This is a genomic window from Paraburkholderia phenazinium, assembly GCF_900100735.1.
In the GTDB taxonomy this organism is placed as follows: domain Bacteria; phylum Pseudomonadota; class Gammaproteobacteria; order Burkholderiales; family Burkholderiaceae; genus Paraburkholderia; species Paraburkholderia phenazinia.
Map to the genome: position 1 here is coordinate 178,507 of NZ_FNCJ01000014.1, position 18,337 is coordinate 196,843.

At 63.5% G+C, this 18,337-nt stretch carries 16 protein-coding genes; 13 read left to right on the plus strand and 3 right to left on the minus strand.

The features are described from left to right. The first annotated feature begins 248 nt into the window (after positions 1–248). The 9 genes from BLQ92_RS27115 (at position 249) to BLQ92_RS27150 (ending at position 7,332) form a co-directional block, all read left to right on the plus strand. Positions 249–1,172: an urea transporter gene (locus tag BLQ92_RS27115; RefSeq protein ID WP_090688917.1), complete on the plus strand. Its 924-nt coding sequence runs from the start codon at positions 249–251 to the stop codon at positions 1,170–1,172. 77 nt (positions 1,173–1,249) lie between these two features. Beyond that, positions 1,250–2,026 carry a class II aldolase/adducin family protein gene (locus BLQ92_RS27120; RefSeq protein WP_090688920.1) on the plus strand — a complete coding sequence of 259 codons (777 nt, stop codon included), beginning with the start codon at positions 1,250–1,252 and terminating at the stop codon, positions 2,024–2,026. Positions 2,027–2,070: 44 nt separating this feature from the next. Continuing rightward, complete coding sequence (locus BLQ92_RS27125) at positions 2,071–2,310, plus strand: 4-oxalocrotonate tautomerase (RefSeq protein ID WP_279607929.1); 240 nt, start codon at positions 2,071–2,073, stop codon at positions 2,308–2,310. A 481-nt stretch (positions 2,311–2,791) separates the two neighbouring features. Next, positions 2,792–3,040, plus strand: coding sequence for a type II toxin-antitoxin system RelE/ParE family toxin (locus BLQ92_RS27130; protein WP_090688925.1), 249 nt, complete (start codon positions 2,792–2,794; stop codon positions 3,038–3,040). Then, the gene (locus tag BLQ92_RS27135; protein WP_090688926.1) at positions 3,024–3,314 is read left to right on the plus strand and encodes a helix-turn-helix domain-containing protein; all 291 of its coding nucleotides are present in this window, start codon (positions 3,024–3,026) and stop codon (positions 3,312–3,314) included. The genes BLQ92_RS27130 and BLQ92_RS27135 overlap by 17 nt, the downstream gene beginning before the upstream one ends. Positions 3,315–3,645: 331 nt before the next feature. After that, the gene (locus BLQ92_RS27140) at positions 3,646–5,064 is read left to right on the plus strand and encodes a cytochrome ubiquinol oxidase subunit I (RefSeq protein ID WP_090688929.1); all 1,419 of its coding nucleotides are present in this window, start codon (positions 3,646–3,648) and stop codon (positions 5,062–5,064) included. A gap of 24 nt (positions 5,065–5,088) precedes the next feature. Continuing rightward, positions 5,089–6,084, plus strand: a complete 996-nt coding sequence (cydB, locus tag BLQ92_RS27145) for a cytochrome d ubiquinol oxidase subunit II (protein WP_090688930.1) — start codon at positions 5,089–5,091, stop codon at positions 6,082–6,084. After that, the gene (locus BLQ92_RS40180) at positions 6,059–6,235 is read left to right on the plus strand and encodes a hypothetical protein (protein WP_175772496.1); all 177 of its coding nucleotides are present in this window, start codon (positions 6,059–6,061) and stop codon (positions 6,233–6,235) included. The genes cydB and BLQ92_RS40180 overlap by 26 nt, the downstream gene beginning before the upstream one ends. Before the next feature lie 341 nt (positions 6,236–6,576). Then, positions 6,577–7,332 carry a response regulator gene (locus tag BLQ92_RS27150; protein ID WP_090688934.1) on the plus strand — a complete coding sequence of 252 codons (756 nt, stop codon included), beginning with the start codon at positions 6,577–6,579 and terminating at the stop codon, positions 7,330–7,332. 4 nt (positions 7,333–7,336) lie between these two features. Here BLQ92_RS27150 and BLQ92_RS27155 read toward each other — a convergent pair whose 3' ends face one another. Next, entirely contained in the window at positions 7,337–9,169 is a 1,833-nt protein-coding gene (locus tag BLQ92_RS27155; RefSeq protein WP_090688936.1) for a hybrid sensor histidine kinase/response regulator, read from the minus strand. Positions 9,170–9,473: 304 nt separating this feature from the next. Here BLQ92_RS27155 and BLQ92_RS27160 point away from each other — a divergent pair, with 304 nt between their 5' ends. The 3 genes from BLQ92_RS27160 (at position 9,474) to BLQ92_RS27170 (ending at position 14,785) form a co-directional block, all read left to right on the plus strand. Beyond that, entirely contained in the window at positions 9,474–10,265 is a 792-nt protein-coding gene (locus BLQ92_RS27160; RefSeq protein WP_090688938.1) for a hypothetical protein, read from the plus strand. A gap of 179 nt (positions 10,266–10,444) precedes the next feature. Further along, positions 10,445–13,867, plus strand: a complete 3,423-nt coding sequence (locus BLQ92_RS27165; RefSeq protein ID WP_090689070.1) for a GMC family oxidoreductase N-terminal domain-containing protein — start codon at positions 10,445–10,447, stop codon at positions 13,865–13,867. Positions 13,868–14,005: 138 nt separating this feature from the next. Continuing rightward, on the plus strand, positions 14,006–14,785 hold the full coding sequence (locus BLQ92_RS27170; protein ID WP_090688939.1) for a hypothetical protein: 780 nt from the start codon (positions 14,006–14,008) through the stop codon (positions 14,783–14,785). 6 nt (positions 14,786–14,791) lie between these two features. Here BLQ92_RS27170 and BLQ92_RS27175 read toward each other — a convergent pair whose 3' ends face one another. Then, positions 14,792–16,192: an FAD-binding oxidoreductase gene (locus BLQ92_RS27175; protein ID WP_090688941.1), complete on the minus strand. Its 1,401-nt coding sequence runs from the start codon at positions 16,190–16,192 to the stop codon at positions 14,792–14,794. Continuing rightward, a complete protein-coding gene (locus BLQ92_RS27180; RefSeq protein WP_090689072.1) occupies positions 16,189–17,181 on the minus strand; it encodes an isopenicillin N synthase family dioxygenase in 993 nt (330 codons plus the stop codon). The genes BLQ92_RS27175 and BLQ92_RS27180 overlap by 4 nt, the downstream gene beginning before the upstream one ends. 303 nt (positions 17,182–17,484) lie before the next feature. Here BLQ92_RS27180 and BLQ92_RS27185 point away from each other — a divergent pair, with 303 nt between their 5' ends. Beyond that, positions 17,485–18,309: a transporter substrate-binding domain-containing protein gene (locus tag BLQ92_RS27185; RefSeq protein ID WP_090688943.1), complete on the plus strand. Its 825-nt coding sequence runs from the start codon at positions 17,485–17,487 to the stop codon at positions 18,307–18,309. Positions 18,310–18,337: the final 28 nt, after the last annotated feature.

The following is an 18,337-nucleotide window of genomic DNA, read 5'->3' on the forward strand; positions in this document are numbered from 1 at the left end:
GTAAGGACCGCGTGTTGCACGGATGCGCCAGTGCCAGCAGGGCCCGTGTCGCCTCGCAATCTGACGCACTATCGTAGCAACAGTGCGCGGCGCTTGCCGGTACGGCGCCCACGCCAATCGCCTCGCAAATAGCCAATATCACCGCGCGGGGATGCCCGGCGCGGCACGGGTGCCCTATGCTCGCGGGTTCGCAACGAACCGGGCGCGGCGCCCGCACCTCACGCACCTCCCCATCCCGCCTTGCCACCATGCACGCAGCATCTAACGAACTAGAATCCACCGCGCTGCGCACGCTGTTGCGCAGCCTTGGCCAGATCGTCCTGCAGCCCAACGCCGTAACAGGCGCCTGCCTGCTCGCGGCCTGGCTTGCGTGCGACCCGCGTCTCGCCTGCGCGGCGCTAACTGGCGCGGTCTCGGCAAACGTCGCGGCCGTGCTGGCCGGCTACGACGAGGCCGACACGCGCGACGGGTTGCATGGGTTCAACGGAGCCCTGGCTGGCCTGGCGGCCTTCACATTCATTGGTGACGGCGCCACCGCCGCCGCGGTCGCGATTCTCGCGGGCATGGCCACCGCCTGGGGGCTCGGGCCATGGTCGCGCTGGCTGCGCACGCGTGGCCTGGCGGTTTATTCGAGCCCTTGCCTGATTGTCACATGGCTCTGGCTGCCGCTGTTCACGCCGCGCGCCGCGACAACGACGCCACTTCAACTCGCAAGCTTCTCCCACCTCACGGATGGTGTGCTCTCAGGGCTCGCGCAGACGGACTTTGCGTCGGGCGCAGTGCCCGGCCTGCTGGTGCTGGCCGGTATCTCGGCATCTTCGTTGCGGCACGCTGCCTGGGCGCTGGCGGGTGCGGGTATCGCCAGTGCGTTGCATCTGCTGCTCGGTGCGGGCCTGCCCTCGTTCGGCGCGGGCCTGTTAGGATTCAATGGTGCGCTAACGGCGCTTGCGCTCGCCGAATGCGGTTGGATAGCGACGCTCGGCGGTATCCTGTTGTCTGTGGTTCTGCAACAGATTGCCGGCCGCTACGGGTTGCCTGTCATGACCGCGCCGTTCGTCGCTGCAACGTGGAGCGTGCAGAGCCTGCGACGGCGCCGTCGAATCAACCCGCCGAGCGCGACCGGCAAGCCCGCCCTGCGCCGTTCAGCGCAATCTCTGGCACGCACCAGTTAGGCACGAAGCCACGGCCGCCACCACCGCACCCATCTAGCATGGGACCGCAACAACCTTGCATGGGACTGGAGACAACCATGTCGTTCACCCACACGCCCGCCGGACGCATCGCCGCAAGCGGGCCTTGCTCCGCAGCGGAACAGCAGACCCGCCTCGATCTGGCCGCCGCGTACCGGCTCGCCGCGCTAAACGGCTGGGACGACCTCGTCTATACGCACATTTCAGCGACCGTCCCCGACGAGCCCGGACATTTCTTGATCAATCCATTTGGACTCGGATTCGACGAAGTCTGCGCCTCCAACCTCGTGAAGATCGATCTTGAAGGCAACATCGTCGGAGCCAGCGAGCATTCGGTCAACGCCACTGGTTTCGCCATTCATGCGGCCGTCCACGCGGCACGCGCCGACGCGGTCTGCGTCATGCATCTGCACAACACCGCGGGAATTGCGGTCTCGCTGCAGGCGGCAGGATTGCTGCCGGCATCGCAGCATGCGCTGCGCTTTCATCGCCAACTTGCGTATCACGAGTATGAGGGGCTGGCGTTCACCCCCAAGGAAGCCGAGCGGCTCGTCGCCCATCTCGGCGACAAACCCGCCATGCTGCTGCGCAATCACGGCACATTGACGGCCGGCCGAACGGTCGCCGAGGCCTACGTACTGATGGCGACGCTCATCAAGGCTTGCGAAATCCAGCTTCAGGCGCAGTCCGGCGGTATGGAACTGGTGCTGCCATCCGCCGCGGTAGCAGCGCGCACGGCCGAACAACTGCTCGACGGCGGCGCGGTAGAAGGCGTGCTGGAATGGCCGGCGCTGCTGCGCAAGCTGGATCGTATCGACCGCTCGTTTCGCGACTGAGGCGCTGAGTGAAGTGATCACCGCGCTGGTCCCTGCGGTACTCACTGTGGTGCTGCGTCGTTTTCAGATCAACAGGTTTTAACCCACGGAGAAGTGACATGCCCACGTTTCATATCGAACTGTTCGAAGGCCGCACGCTCGATCAGAAGCGCCAGTTCGTCGAAGCCATCACGAAAGCGACCTGCGAGTCGCTCGGTGTCGAGCCCAATTCGGTGGATATTATTCTGACCGACGTGAAGCGCGAGAACTGGGCCACGGGCGGCAAGCTCTGGAGCGAGGCTTAGCGTCTCCGTTTACTGCACAGCGCAAGAGTGTCCGCGACATCGGTTGGCAAAACCCGGCGGACAAAAAAACGGCGTCACCGCTTTGGACGCGGGACGCCGCCAAGACCACACTCGCATGTCGGGGTCGATCACACGAGAGTCCTCAAGATAGCCACCGCGCCCAGGCACTACAAGATGAAATATTTTCGTTTGTAACGCCCCGCCAGGTAGCTCTTACGTCTGCAGAAAACCCCGCCCCAACGCCTTCCGCATGGCACGGACATTTCACTTTTGGTCCGTAGTGTCAGCACGGATTGTCAATTTACAGATTCGAACACTTTTTACGAATCCGCCTTGGCGAGACCTGGCCATCCGGCGATGTCCGGGCCGAAATCCCTCCGTTATCCTGATGTTCTCGTGTAGCGCCTATGCCACCACGATCCTGCCGATCGAGCGTAGCGTCGCTTGCATTTAAGTAACATATTTGTTATGATGGGAACCAATGGCAGATCGTATGGAGCAATATGGGCCGAATCTCGGTGAACCGCATACCCAATCCATGGGCGGCGGTCTCTTCGAAATGCGTCTGAAGGGAGCGGAAGGCATTGCCAGAGTATTCTTTTGCTCGGTCGTCGAATGTCGGATCGTCATGCTTCACTCCTTTGTGAAGAAGTCGCACGACACGCCTCGAAACGAGCTGGACGTGGCTCGTAAAAGATTGCTGGAGGTCAAACGTGGCAACAAAGTATGAGGAACTGCGGAAGGTAGCGCTCGCGGACCCCGAAGTCCGCGCGGAGTATGAACGGCTGAATCGCGAAGAATTCGCCCTGCTCGATCAGATGCTTGCGGCGCGTCACGCAGCCGGCTTGAGCCAGGCTCAAGTGGCCGAACGCATGGGCACCCAGCCGCCGGCGGTCACGCGGCTCGAGCGGGCCCTCGCCTCGGGGCGGCATTCGCCATCCATCGACACCTTGCGCAAATATGCCGCGGCTTGCGGCAAGAAGCTGGTTATTTCTATCGCGTGATTCAAGGGCGCGCGACTGTTGTTCAACAGCCGCGCTTCGCCAAACAGGCTGTCTCGCTCGCACGTCACCACAGCGCTGCTGCAGCGCGGTGTATTGACGCAGTTTTTACTTCCGGGGTCACACCGAGCGAAACAGACGATTTAAAAAAACATGATGCAGATCAATGATCTAGCATCTCAAAATCGATCCAACCCCATTCTCGGCGCGTCTTTTCGACGCACGTCGCGGCGCAGCAAAGCGCGCGGTATTCCCCTACTCTTGCGCCATCTGCACACCGCAGTGCGCGCCGACAGCGGTCGACGCGCGTAGCTTGTTTCCGGCAGCAAAAGCTATGGACCCCGCATCCGCAATTTCCGCTTTCGACCTGGCGCGCATTCAGTTCGCGTTCACGGTTTCGTTTCATATCGTCTTTCCCGCACTGAGCATCGGGCTCGCCAGTTTCATCGCCGTGCTCGAATGGCGCTGGCTCAAGACCGGTAAGGCGTACTACAAAGATCTGTGTCTGTTCTGGTCGAAGATCTTTGCAGTGGCTTTCGGTATGGGCGTGGTCTCCGGCGTCGTCATGAGCTACCAGTTCGGCACCAACTGGTCGGGCTTCTCCAGCTTCGCCGGCCCAGTCACTGGTCCGCTGCTGATGTACGAGGTCATGACCGCGTTCTTCCTCGAAGCGGGCTTCCTCGGCATCATGCTGTTCGGCTGGCAGCGCGTGAGTCCGCGCGCACACTTCGGCGCGACGCTGATGGTCGCCATCGGCACGCTGATCTCGACTTTCTGGATTCTCGCCTCCAATAGCTGGATGCAGACACCGCAAGGCTTCGCGATCGAGAACGGCCATGTGGTACCGCTCGACTGGTTCAAGATCGTCTTCAACCCGTCGTTCCCGTACCGGCTTGCGCATATGGCGCTCGCCGCTTTCATCGTCGCCGCCCTGGTGGTGGCTGCGGTCGGCGCATGGCATCTGCTCAAGGGCCGGCGCGACCCTGCCGTGAAGAAGATGTTCTCGATGGCGCTATGGCTGCTGCTGATCCTCACGCCGATCCAGGCCTTCGTCGGCGACCAGCACGGTCTGAACACCCGCAAGTACCAGCCGGCCAAGATCGCCGCCATCGAAGGTCTGTGGAACACCGAAAAAGGCGGCACGGCGCTCAACCTGTTCGGCATCCCCGACATGAAGGCGGAAACCACGCGTTACGCGGTGTCGATTCCGCACCTGGGCAGCCTGATTCTCACGCATAGCTGGGACGGCGAAATTCGCGGCCTGAAGGAATTCCCGCCCGAAGACCGGCCGAACTCGACCGTCGTGTTCTGGAGTTTCCGCATCATGGCGGGGCTTGGCGTGCTGATGATCGTCATGTCGGTCGCGGCCTGGGTGCTGCGCCGCCGCGGCAAGCTGTATGACGCGAAGTGGTTCCAGAAGCTCGTCGTGGCGATGGGTCCGACCGGCTTCATCACCTTGCTGGCCGGCTGGGTAACCACCGAGGCCGGGCGCCAGCCATGGGTCGTATACGGCGTCATGCGCACCTCGCAGGCGGTGTCGCCGCTCACCACGCAGCAAGTGGGCATCTCGCTGATGGCGTTCGTGATTGTGTACTTCCTCGTGTTCGGCACCGGGGTCTACTACATGCTCAAGCTGATGCGCTCGGGTCCAGCCTTGCCCGGCCATACGCCGCACGGCGTGCCCGATGGAGTACCCGGCCGCACCGCAGGCCGCCCCATCTCGGCCGCCGGCCAGTTGATCGACGCAGCCTGAATCACACCGTACCGAGGTTAGAAAATGGATGTCACCGTAGTGTGGGCCGCGATCATCGCGCTGGGCCTCTTCATGTATGTGGTGCTCGACGGCTTCGATCTGGGCATCGGCATTGTGTTTCCGTTCTTTCCCGATGAGAAAGAGCGCAATCTGATGATGAATACCGTCGCGCCCGTCTGGGATGGCAACGAGACATGGCTCGTGCTCGGCGGCGCGGGGCTGTTCGCGGTGTTCCCTGTGGTCTATTCGACCGTGCTGTCGGCGCTCTACCTACCGCTGATTTTTATGCTCGCCTGCCTGATTTTCCGCGGCGTGTCGTTCGAGCTGCGCGCCAAGGCGAACCGCACCAGGCATCTGTGGGATCTGGCGTTTATCGGCGGCTCGACCGGTGCGGCGTTCTTTCAGGGCATCGTGCTGGGCGCCTTCCTGCAAGGCATCCCGCTCGACGGCAGCTATGCCGCGTTCGGCTGGCTCACGCCGTTCAGCTTGCTGACGGGTCTCGGCCTTGTGGTCACCTATGCGCTGCTCGGCTGCTGCTGGCTGGTCGTCAAGACTGAAGGCGACCTGCAACGGCGCCTGCATCGGGTCGTCTGGCCGCTGACGATCATCCTGCTTGGCTTCATCGCGGTGGTCAGTCTCTGGACACCGCTGCAGGACCCCAATGTTGCCCAGCGCTGGTTCGCCTCGGGCCTGTTCTACCGCTTGCTGCCGGTGCCGTTCCTGGTTGCGGTCTGTGCGTTCCTGATGCACCGGGCCGTGCGCGACCGGCATCACAAGACGCCCTTCGTACTGGCGCTGGCGCTCGTGCTGATCGGCTATCTCGGCTTGCTGGTGACACTGTGGCCGTATGCGATCCCGTCGAGCATGACGCTCTGGGAAGCCGCGGCGCCGCGTTCGAGCCAGATGTTCACGCTGGTGGGAGCGGCGGTGATCATTCCGATCATCCTCAGCTATACGACGATGGGTTACTGGGTATTTCGCGGCAAGGTGCGCCATGACGACCAACATCACTATCACTGAACGCGCGGCGCCAGCCGCTGCTCCCATGAGGCGCGCGCTGCCGGGCTGGGTCTGGTTTATCGCGCTGTGGTGCGTCGGCGTGGGCGGTGCGATGTCGCTTGGCTTCGCGTTCAAGATTTTGATGAATCTGACGCTGTTCGCCGTGAAGTAAAGGCGCTGCGGGTTAAGCCTTGCATGCGGCGCTTCAAAATCCGGCGGTCCTGCACGTCTATGTAGCAGGCCGCAGCGCAGGCAATCGTCCAACGTATTGCAGCGCACCTGAGAGAAACACCTGGTGGTGCCGATCAAGCATATGATCGCAGCATGAGGTGCAGCAGCACCGGCAATCCAGCATAAGCCTCGCTATCGAAGAGGCAAGCGGTAGACGTGGCCGCGCTCGCTGAGCCGGCCTGACGGGACGGATGGCGCATCTCGGGGGGCGCCATCCGCGTCCGGCATCAGCGAAACAACGGTGGAAACTACCAACGCGCAGTGCCGACACGCGGAGACACCATGAAGTTTCTTGTGGCCGACGACCATGAACTGATCCGCCAGGGCGTCAAGGGATTGCTGCGCGGACTCGATCCGGATGCCCAGTTCGACGAAGCCGATAGCTGGGAAACGCTTGCCGCCGCCGCGCGGCCCGACGCCGATCACGATCTGGCGATTGTCGACCTGCACATGCCAGGCATGAGCGGTGCGGCATCCCTCGACGTGCTGCTGAAAGCGAATCCGGCGTTGCCGGTGGTCGTGCTGTCCGCCGAAGAATCGCCCGACGAAATGCGCGCCGTCCTTGCGGCCGGCGCGCTCGGCTTCGTGCCGAAGCGCCAGCCGGCCAGCGTCATGCTGAAGGCGATCGAACTGGTGTTGTCGGGCGGCGCGTATGTGCCGATGGAAGCGCTCAGCCTGCTCGGCGCGCGCGAAGCCGCGCCTGGCGCGAGCACCGACGCCAGCGGCACTGCGGGCGCAGCCAGCCCATCTGGCGCAGGCAGCGCACAATCTGCCGCCCTGACCGAACCGCTTGCCCAGGTCGCCGCGCTGCAGCCGCATCAACAGCATCTGCTGGAAAACCTCTCGCCGCGGCAACAGGACATCATGCGGCTGGTGCACCGCGGCTGGACCAACAAGATGATTGCCCGCGAACTAGGCGTGGCCGAGGGAACCGTGAAGGTGCATCTGTCGGTGATCTTCCGGGCGCTCGGGGTCCATAACCGCTCTACCGCGATTGCCGTGATCAACGGCTGGCTGGAAGCCGGGAAGACGCTTTAGCCCCTCACGACACCTTGCGCTGCTGGCCGATCGCCAGCCCGGGCTCTTCGCCCGCTGACGCCGGCCGCGCGCCATCCAGTTCCGCCTGCTGCCACAACATCTCCAGCGTGCGCCGCAAGCGTGCCGGGGTGACCGGCTTATGCAGTACCGGAATGCCTTGGGTAGCGAGCGTCGCCAGTTCGCCCGAGGCCATGTCGCCGGTAATCAGCAACATCACCGCTCCGTCGTGCCCCGAGCGCAGCAGGGTGTCGCGCACCGCGGCAAGCGCCTGCGCCCCGGTGTGTTGGTTCGCCAACTGGTAATCGCACAGCACCGCGTCGGGAACAAAACCTTCGTTGAGCATCTGCAGCGCGAGCGCCTCGTCGCGCACGCCGCGCGCGACGCAGCCCCAACGTCCCAGCAGGCTTGTCAGGCCTTCGAGAATCGACGGATCGTCGTCGATACAAAGCACCCGCCTGCCCTGCGCCGAAGGGCCGCTCACGACCGTATCGCTCAGGCTTGCCACAATTCCGTTGGGGTCGCCTGCCTGCACCGTAAAACGGAACACCGAACCGCGCCCGGGTGCCGAGCGCAGATGCAATTCGCCACCTAGCAGATCGACGAGGCGTTTGACAGTCGGCAAACCCAGCCCGTGTCCCTGGCGCGCGTCGCGCTGCGGATTGGCCACCTGATAGAACTCCTCAAAGATGCGTGCCTGCTCCTGCGCGGGAATGCCGATGCCCGAATCGCGCACCTCGATATAGCCGCCGCCGCGCCGCCCCGCGCGCCGCAAGCCCATCCAGATCGCGCCTTCCTCCGTATAGCGCACCGCATTCGAGAGCAGATTGCTCAGCACCCGTTCGAGCAGCACCGGATCGTCGTAGACCACCTGGGTGGTCGGCGCGATGCGCAACGCCAGCCCTTTGGCCGCCGCCTGCGGCCGGTACTGGCTCCCGACCCGCTCGAACAGCTCGCCGAGCCGGAAATGCAGCCGGATCACCTGGGTGACGCCGCTCTCCAGCCGCGCCAGATCGAGTACCTGGTTGAACAACTGATTGAGCGCCTCGACGTTGTGGACGATGTGATCGGCGGTTTTGGCGTGCTGCTGGGGCGTCACCGACGCGTCGTTGAGCGAGGCGGCCAGCAGACCGATGGCATGCAACGGCTGGCGCAGGTCGTGGCTCGCGGCGGCGAAAAAGCGCGTCTTGGCGAGACTCGCCTCTTCGGCCACCTGTTTCTGCTCGGCAAGCGATTCCGCCAGATGCTGCTGGTCGACCCGCGCATGCACGACGCGCTGGAACAGCTTGCGATAGCTCACCGCGTAGACATTGATTGCGCAAAAGAAGAAGGCAAGGACGATGGCGAGAATGGTGCGGTCGAACGTGTGGCTGCCGAACAGCAGCACGATGGCCGGCAGCAGCACGAAGGTGATGCCGGTCGAAAAGTTCAGGACGTCGAAGCCGTTCGACATGAACACGCCCGCCGCCAGCGTCACCAGCATCACGGTATGCAGCACCGGCAGATCCACCTGGCGGCTATGAAACGCGAACCAGACGGCGAGCCCCGGCGCGCTATACAGCAGCGCTCCGCGCAGCGCGTGCAGCCTGATCCAGTTGCGCGCCGTCAGGGCATTGGGCCAGCGGCGCCGGCAGAACCACAGTGTCAGCGCGGCGCAATTCGCCACCGCGTAAAAGCCGAAGCACGCCATGAACCGTTGCGGATACGGCATGTCGACCCAATAGATCGACACCAGCACCACGATCGCGAACCAGTGCGTAAAAAACGCTATGGGGTCTTGCGCGTACAGCACGCGCACCAGGTCTTCGTCGATCGCTCGCTGGATAGGATCGTCCCGCATCGTGCGGTCTCCCGTGCAGTATTACTGCGGTTGGGTCCGGCAGTTTCGATAGCGTAGTGCGGTAGGGCGAGAGGCGAGACGGGGTTCGTGCCGCGCGATGCCCGAAATGGTGCGTGGCATCGCGCGCGACGGTTTACCCGGCAGTTTACCTGTCAGCTATCACTTAATCCATATAGGCGAAGCCGCGCGCAAAAACCATACTGGGTTCACTTTCCAGCGCGGCCCAGGCCTTCTCAGACGGCCACCGCCGCCCCGCTTCGGGGCTGACCGCGCTCCCCTGCCCCATCCTTCGACGGAGGCTTCCATGGGCGCCTTACCCAGCCGCGACTTCATCCGCAACCTCGATAACGCGATCCTCCCCGATCTGTGGCGCCGCCGCACGCAGTTGTCAGGTGACGAAATGGTGTCGATGGTGGATCTTGTGAAGCGGGCACTGCGAACCTACCATCCGCTCGAACTGCAGGCGCTCGGCGAGGACAAGGAAGAACTGGTCGCGCAGTTCATCTTCGCGCGCGTGCTGCGCCTCGCCCCCGGCCATTCCGACACGCATGCCTGCGCGGAAAGCGCACCGTCCAACGGCTACGCATTGTGTGCCTATTTCCGCCGTTATCTGATCGACTGCCTGCGCAGTGCGGGTCATCAGCGCAACGTGTCGATGGAAAACGAAGGCATGGAGCAGGAAATCGACCTGCATGCCCACGCTCTCGAAGACCCGGTCGAAAGCGTGCTGCTGCAATACGGTCTCGATGAAGCGCGCGTGCGCGCCGCGGCGCGGACCTTTATCGACGGCCTCGACGAACCCGAGCGCATCGTGCTGGCCGGCAGTCTCGGCTGGTGCTCCGAATGCAAAGGCGGCCTCTCGGCCGTGGCGGCACAGCATCGCGTCCCCTCGTATCACTATCGCGCGGTCAAACTCGGCGTCACGATGAAAAAGACGGGCGACGCCAGCGATTTTTCCAATACGAAGATCGGCCGCTGGCTAATCGACGTGCTCGGTATCGAGATCGAGGTTGAAAACCGCGCGGCGATCCTGATTGCACTCAACCTGCTCGCTGCCGAATCGAGCGACAGCGAGATGAATGAAGCGGCTGCGTAATTGCGCCGTGCCGCCTTGAGGCGCCGTCAGTCTTGACGACGAGTGTCTCTACCCGCCACCGATCTTGCTTTGTTTGCCGGCTTGCACCGCCTACGATAGGGAGGCCGAGCAGCGCTCAGTCATCCTCACGAGCCAGGATTCCCCCACCCTGGTCGCACCCGAATAAACAGGTGGTCACGATGAACCGTTTATCCAGCGCCATTGAGGCAATCCAGCCGCATTACGAAATCGTGGTGGTCGGTTCGGGCTACGGCGGCGCCATTGCGGCGAGCCGCATGGCGCGCGCAGGCCGCGAGATATGTTTGCTCGAACGCGGCCGCGAATTCATGGCCGGGGAGTTTCCCGCCACGCAATTCGAAGGTGCGAGCCAGGTGCAGTACAACACCGCACTCGGCCAGCTCGGCTCGCCGCTCGCGCTGCTCGAGGTGCACGTCAATGCGGAGGTCAACGCGGTGGTGGGTTGCGGCCTCGGCGGCACCTCGCTCATCAACGCTAACGTGGCGCTCAGGCCCGATCCGAGGCTGTGGCAGGATCCGCGCTGGCCCGCTGCGGTGCGCGGCGACGAGGCTGGCCTTGCCGCCGGTTATGCACGCGCCGAGGCGATGCTGCAGCCCACGCCGGTGCCGGCCGACTTCCCGCCGCTGCCCAAGCTCACTGCGCTGGCCCGCTCGGCGCAGGCCCTCGGCATGGCACAGCGCTTTTCGCGGCCGCCTATCACCGTCACTTTCAAGGATGGTCCGAATGCAGCCGGGGTCGAGCAGAAGCGCTGCGTCGGCTGTGGGGATTGCAACTCGGGGTGCAACCATGAGGCGAAAAACTCCACCCACATGAACTATCTGCCCGACGCCGTGGCCCATGGCGCGCAGATTTTTACGGGCGTGGCGGTGCATTCGGTGGTGCGCGACGAGGCGACCCAGCAATGGTGTGTGCGCTATCAGCCGGTGGATCTCGGGCGGGAGAGTTACGACGCGCCGGATCTGGCCGTCACTGCGGATATCGTGATTCTCGCCGCCGGCACGCTCGGTTCGACCGCCATTCTGTTGCGCTCACGCGATGCTGGACTCCCGGTGTCGGCGCTGCTAGGCCAGCGCTTTACCGGCAACGGCGATGTGCTTGCGTTTGCTTTCAACACCGATGAACCGATCAACGGCATCGGCTGGGGTCCGCATCAGAGCGGTGAGATTCCGCCCGTCGGGCCGACCATCTGCGGCCTGATCGATCACCGCGATACGCCCGGCGTCCGGGATGGTTTCGTGATCGAGGAAGGCTCGCTCGCCGGGCCCGTGGGCATCGCCATGATGGGCGTGCTGGGCATCGCTACGCCAGCCGAGGGCGTAAAGATGCCCGAACCGCCCTCGCCCGCGCGCTCGCTGGATGCCGCCGCGCGCATTCTCGAAAGCCTGCTGCGCGGTCCGTATCACGGCGCGATGAATCACACGCAGACCTACCTCGTGATGGCGCACGACGACGAAGGTGGACAGATTCTCGTCGAGCAAGGCCGCCCACGGATTCGCTGGCCCGATGCCGGCCAGCAGCCGATCTACAGCACCATCGAAAAAACGCTCGAAGCGGCCACCGTTGCGCTGGGCGGCGAGTACCTGCGCGACCCGATCTCCGCCAAACTGCTCGGCGACCGGCTGGTGACAGTCCACCCACTAGGCGGCTGCGGGATGGCGGACGCGGCTGAAAACGGCGTCGTCGATCAGGCCGGGCGCGTGTATTCGGCCACCGCGGGCAGCGCCGTGCATGACGGTTTGTATGTGATGGACGGCGCGGTCATGCCGATCTCGCTCGGCGTGAATCCACTCCTGACCATCTCGGCACTGGCCGAGCGCAACTGTGCGCAACTCGCGGCAGCGCACGGCTGGCAGATCGACTACACCTCGCCGGGCGACGCCGCGCCGCCCGCGCCGCAAAAGATCGGCCTGCGCTTTACCGAAACCATGGTGGGCATGTACCAGTGGAGCACGCCGCCGGATGACGCCTCTCAAAACGCCAGCCCGGACGCCAATCCGGACGCCAGCCCGATCAGCTTTACCCTCACGGTGGAGTCCGACGACCTAGCCGAGATGCTCAGCAATCCCCAACATGCCGCGCGTACGCTCGGCACGCTGACTTGCCCTGCGCTATCCGCGCAACCCATGACCATCGCCGACGGACGCTTCAATCTGTTCGTGGTCGACGAGAATCAGGTCGACCGCCGCGACATGAACTACCGGATGACGCTCGAATCGGTGGAAGGCACCCGCTACTTCCTGTTCGGACAGAAGGTCATCACCCGCTCTTCGCTGCTCGAACTGTGGCCGCAAACCAATACGCTATACGCGCAGATCCGCGCTTCCGAAGCAGCGGATGCACCTGTCGTCGGCAAGGCCACGCTCATCATCACGCCCGAGAACTTCCTCAAGCAGATGCGCACGATCGAGGTGACCAACGCGCCCGATCTCGAGACACGGCTCGAATGGACGCTGAAATTCGGCAAGTTCTTCGGCGGCGTGCTGTTCACGGAATACGGCGGCGTGGCGGCGCCGTTGCAGTTTCTCAATTCGGATATCGCCGCGCCTCGCATCAAGCGCTCGCTGCGCGCGCCGGCTCCTGAGCTGACGTGGTTCAAGACGCCCGGACCCGCTGGCAAGACCCTGAAGCTCACGCGCTATCACGCAGGCGACAAAGGACCCGTCTTGCTGGTGCACGGTTCGGGCGTGTCGAGCCGCATCTTCGCGACCGACCTGATCGACACCAATCTCGTCGAGTTTCTGTGCGCCGCCGGTTACGACGTATGGCTCGCCGATCTGCGCGTGAGCATCGAGTTGCCGAGCGCACTCGAGCCGACCACCGCGGATGCGATCGCCCGTGAGGACATCCCCGCCGCCGTCGCGCAGGTCCGGCTGCTCACGGGCGTCGAGCAGATCCAGGTGGTCGCGCACTGCTTCGGCGCGATAGCCTTCACCATGTCCTTGTTGTCGGGACTCAAGGGTGTACGCTCGGCGCTGCTGTCGCAGGTCTCTGCACATCCGGTTCCGGGCACGCTGCAGCGGATCAAGGCCGGGCTGCACATGCCGGAGATGCTCGAGCATCTCGGCGTGAAGGATCTGACCGTGCTCACGCGGGCCGGCAACTGGCCGCACAATCTGCTCGACGAGGCGCTACGCGTCTATCCGGTCGGACACGAGCAAGGCTGTGGCAATGCGCTTTGCCATCGGGCCACCTTTCTTTACGGCCTGCTCTATGAACACGCGCAACTCGGCGAACATCTACACGCCAACCTGCAGGAATTATTCGGCGTGCATGATGTCGAGCTTTTCAGTCAACTGGCAGCGATGGTGCGCGCCGGCCACGTAGTGAACGCCCAGGGCGAAAACGTCTATCTGCCCAAGCTCGACGCCATGAACCTGCCGATCGGTTTTATTCATGGCGCCGAAAACCAGTGCTATCTGCCGGTAAGCACGGAGACCACCTTCAACCTGCTGGTGGAGCGCTTCGGCGCTGCGAACTACGAGCGGCATGTGATTCCCGGCTACGGGCATCTCGACTGCATTTTCGGCAAGAACGCGGCGCTGGATGTGTTTCCGGTGATAGTGCGGTATCTGGATGGGCATTGAGGGGGATTCGCTACGCTCGCTTGCGACGAGGTGAAACGCGAATTCCAACAACTCACCTGGAAACTTGATTTAATATCCTGACCATCCAGCGTTTGACCCCGCCGGTATAGAACCACAATAAACCCTTTAAGCCACCCTATGGAACAACTGAGCTTCGGTACCTGCGTCAAGAACAGCTGGATCAGCACCTGGCAGGCAATCGTTCAGATGCCTGGACTTTTCCTAGGCGCATTCGCCATCCTGGCCTGCACGACCCTGCTGACCGGTCCCTTTCAGCATCTGCCATCCCAGGACCCCGCGCTCGACGCCGCGGCAAAGGTCGGCCACACGTTTCTCAGCGGGGCTTTCTCGGTGCTGCAACTTGTTGTCTACGGCTGCGTGACCATCAAGGTCAACCGGTTCGTGCTGCTCGGTGAAGGCATCCATCCCCTGCTACCACTCGGCGGCAAACCGCTCGGGCGCTACGCGCTGATCTCGGTGTGCCTCGCGCTGAGCATGCTTGCGATCGTACTCGCGCTGGTGGTGGGCATACACCAGATCACGACGGGGGGCGTCATCCTGATCTCGATGCTGGTGCTTCTTGCCTATATGTTCGTGATGATCCGTCTTAGTCTGCTCTACCCGGCCCTCTCGTTGGGCAGCCGCCTGACACTGCGCGCAGCGTGGACGGACAGCCGCGGGCATTTCTGGAGTATGGTCGGCATCTGGATGGCTGCTTATGTGCCGCTGCTGATCGTCTGGATCGTTGTGCTCGAGGTATTCGGCCGGCGCATGCTGATAGCCGGCACGCAAGGCTCTACCGCGTTTGCAATCGGGCTGGCATTCGTCAACGCGCTGTTCATGGTGCTCGCCGCCTCGGTCCTGTCCTGGCTTTACCGCCGTTACGCGAACCAATTGCTGGAGCACGTCCCGAGCTGATCTGCTTCAGAACAGCTTGCCCGGGTTCAGGATTCCATGCGGATCGAGCGCCTGCTTGATCGCGGCCATCGCGGCTAGTTCCTCGCGCGAGCGCGAGATCGGCAGGAACTCGCGCTTGAGCAAACCGATGCCGTGTTCCGCCGAAACCGAACCGTGCAGCGGTCCAAGCATCTCGTAGACGAACGCATACACCGCGTGGTGCTCGACGCCGGGGACCGAATGCCCATCCACGGTGAGATGCAGATTCGAGTCGCCGATATGGCCGAAGAAATACGAGCGGTTGCCCGGCCATCGACGATCGAGCGCTGCGCGGCAGCGCTCGACAAACGTGCCGATCTCGCCGATCGGCAAACTCACGTCGAAGTTGATCGGATCGAGCCGCACCGGAAACTCGGCGGTACATTCGCGCACTGCCCATAAAGCCCGCGCATCGGCCAGCGACTGTGCGATCACCGCATCGCAGATGGCGTGCGCGCCGAGCGCCTCGGTCAGCGCAGCCGCGAAACGTTCCCCGTCGTCGGCGGCATCGAAGCTGGCGTGTTCGATCAACGCGTAAAGCGGATGCGCCTCGGCAAACGGCGAACGCGTGCCGGTCAAGGAGACGCCGAAGTCGTAGAAGTCCGGCCACATGATTTCGAATGCACCGATGTCGTTGCCGAAGCGCGTTGCCAGCCGTCGTAGCAGGCTAACCGCAGCATCGTAGTCGTCCAGGGCGACCAGCGCCGTGTGCCGGGCGGCACGCGGCGGATGCAGCCGCAACACCGCCCGCGTGATCACCCCGAGCGTGCCTTCCGAGCCGATAAACCAGTGCTTCAGGTCGTAGCCGGTATTGTTCTTGACCATCTTGCCAAGCGAACTCAAGACCGCACCGTTCGCCAGCACCACCTCCAGCCCGAGCACCTGGTCGCGCGCGGTACCGGACTGGATGACGCGATTGCCGCCGGCGTTGGTGGCGAGATTGCCGCCAATCTGACACGAGCCGCGTGCGCCGAGATCCAGTGCGAGTTCGAAACCCGCTTGCGCGGCCGCCTCCTGGGCGTTCAGCAAGATGGTGCCGGCGCGTATGGTCATCGTTGCAGATGCCGGGTCGATTTCCTCGATGCCGCTCAACCGTTCGAGCGACAAGGCGATATCGGCGGCGCGTGGAATTGCGCCGCCCGCGAGGCCGGTCATGCCGCCCTGCGGCACCACCGGTTGATGGGCGGCGTGACAGATCGCCAACGCCTGCGCTACCTGCCCGGTCGTGCGCGGCAGCAGCAAGGCCGCAGCGCGCGTCGGTTCGTGACGCGTCCAGTCGGTCATCGAGCGCTCGCCGATCTGTGCGCCGACGCGCACCGCGTCATCGCCTAAGGCCTCGCGCAGGGCCGCGAGCGTCGCGTCAAGGGCAGCGGGAGTCACGCTCGTCATGCTGCCGTCCCCTGCGCCGCCCGCTTCTTTCGATAACCCATGGAATCGTTGATACGCCCAAGAATGTAGTCGCCTGCCGCGACCGGTTGATATTTGACGTCAGCCGCGCTCGCGCCAAGCTCACGCGGATCGACCAACGCGCCGTAAGTCGGATCATAGAACGTCGCGATCGAATAGCGCTCGCGGCCCGACGCGTTGATGACGCGATGCAGCGTCGAGCGAAAGCGGTCATTGGTCCAGCGCGCGAGCAGGTCGCCGACGTTGACGACAAAACTACCGGGGATGGGCGGCGCTTCGATCCACGTATCGTTGGCAATCTCGCGCACCTGCAGGCCACCCACCTGATCCTGCCACAGAAGCGTAATGCAACCGTAGTCCGTATGAGGTGCAACGCCGAACTGGTCGGCATCCGGCTGCGGCGGCTGCGGCTGCGGCTGCGGCGGGTAGTAGACCATCTGGGTGCGCTGCATCCGCTTCGTATAACGCGGCGCGAAGAACTGCTCGTCGACGCCGAGACTGACCGCCACCGCGCGCAACAGATCGGCGCCGCACAGGGCCACCGCCTCGTAGTAACCGTATAGCGCCGGGCGCAACTCAGGCATGAAGTCCGGCCAGTTGTTCGGCCCGCGCAACGCCTGGCCGGCGAGGACATCCGGGTCGTCCTCGGGCAACTCCAGGCCGATGCTGAAAAACTCCTTGTAGTCAGGCCGTTTCGCCTGATACATGGTGGCGTCGCCCAACGCATTGAAGCCGCGATGCCGCAGATTCACGGCCGCGCGCCGTTTGGTCTCCACCGGAAACGCGAAGAAGCTGCGGGCCGAGTGCTCGGCGGCGTCAATGACCGCCTGCGGCACACCATGATTGACGATGTAGAAAAAGCCGATCGTGGTGCAGGCCTCGTAAATCTCGCGGCCGACCCGCGCCATGGAGCCTGGATCGCCGGCACGCACGCCGGCAATGTCAATGAGCGGAATGCGGGTAACCGGCAGCATCGCAATACTCCTGAAAGGCGTAGCGGACCAGACTGATAAATGAGCTGAGGAATACGCCCGCCGCCGATACTTCGAACACCTTGCGAAATGCGTGGCGGCGCATGCGTGTTCCCAGTTGTATATACCGCCAAAAGCCCCTTCGCAAGCGACGTTTCCGCGCTTGATCAAGCATGGGGCGAGCGCCTTGCAATGCACAACAGGATTATTTATTTCGCACAAAAACTGCGGTATATACTGCCTCGCATACCGCGCGCCCTGGCTTGATTTCGCGCGACACCGCTTTGCCAACTGGAGAATCGTATGAGCATCCTTGCAGGCTGGAAGTGTCGTTTAGTGATGTTGGCGTTGTGCACGGCGAGCCTCGCCGCTCACGCAGATCAACTTGCCAAGGTCAAGCAGGCGGGCGAACTGGTGGTCGGCACCGAGATGCAGTTTGCGCCGTTCGACTTCCTCGAGAATGGCCAGCAGGCCGGCTTCAACAAAGACCTGTTCGCCGAGATCGGCAAAGAACTGGGCGTGAAGGTGCGCTTCATCGACCTGCCCTGGCCGAGCGTGCTGCCGGGTCTCGAAGCCGGCAAGTTCGACATGGTTGGCGGCCCGCTGACCGTGACCAAGGCGCGCATGGAACGCTACGCCTACACGCTGCCGATCGCCGACGCCACCGACGCCCTGCTCAAACGCGCCAGCGACACCTCGCTCAAGCAATCCTCGGATATCTCCGGCAAGACGGTCGGCGCAGGCAAGGGCTCGGCCCAGCTCGACCAGTTGAAGTCGTATATCGCCACTCTGCCGAAGCCGCCTGAGGTGCGCGAATACGTCGACAACAACCAGGCGTATGCCGACCTCGCCGCCGGCCGCATCGCGGCGGTGGCCAACTCGATGACGAACATCGCCTATGTGGCAAAGCAGCGGCCCGACACCTTCGCGGTGGTGCAGCCGCCGTTCGGCGCCAAGGTGTACTTCGCTTATTGCATGCGCAAGGATCCGGACAGCCAGTCGCTCGACGACGCATTCAACGCCGCGCTGATCAAGATGCACAACGACGGGCGTCTCGCCGCGTTGCAGAAGAAGTGGTTCGGTGTTGCAATGGATGCGCCGACCACCATGCCCACACCGAACTACTGATGAGTTAAGTGGCGCGCGGCGGGCCTGC